Here is a 263-nt window from a genome sequence, read left to right on the forward strand (position 1 = left end):
CGCTATGACTACCCCTACTCGCAAGCGCAAAAAAGCCGCCCCAAAAACCTTTAAGGCAGCTTACGATATTCTAAAAACCAATGCGGCTGAATTGCAGCAACAAGATGAGCCTGATATCGACAACTTGATGACCACGGTGGAAGAATCAATTGCCGCTTATCGCGTTTGCGAGACGCGCATCAATGCAGTACAACAAGCATTGGATGCCGCTTTTGCTGAAGAAGATAAAACAGAAAATAGCAACAGCTAGAGATAGGCTCATT

Annotated in this window: 1 protein-coding gene; it reads left to right on the forward strand. The window is 45.6% G+C overall.

Annotated features, from left to right (window positions below; all coding sequences use genetic code 11):
- Window positions 1-250 (forward strand): exodeoxyribonuclease VII small subunit (gene xseB, locus AAEZ03_RS27770; RefSeq protein WP_350583108.1); only part of this gene is annotated, 250 nt, incomplete at its 5' end.
- Window positions 251-263: the final 13 nt, after the last annotated feature.

The sequence above is a fragment of the Pseudomonas sp. HY2-MNA-CIBAN-0224 genome (assembly GCF_040310285.1).
In the GTDB taxonomy this organism is placed as follows: domain Bacteria; phylum Pseudomonadota; class Gammaproteobacteria; order Pseudomonadales; family Pseudomonadaceae; genus Aquipseudomonas; species Aquipseudomonas helleri.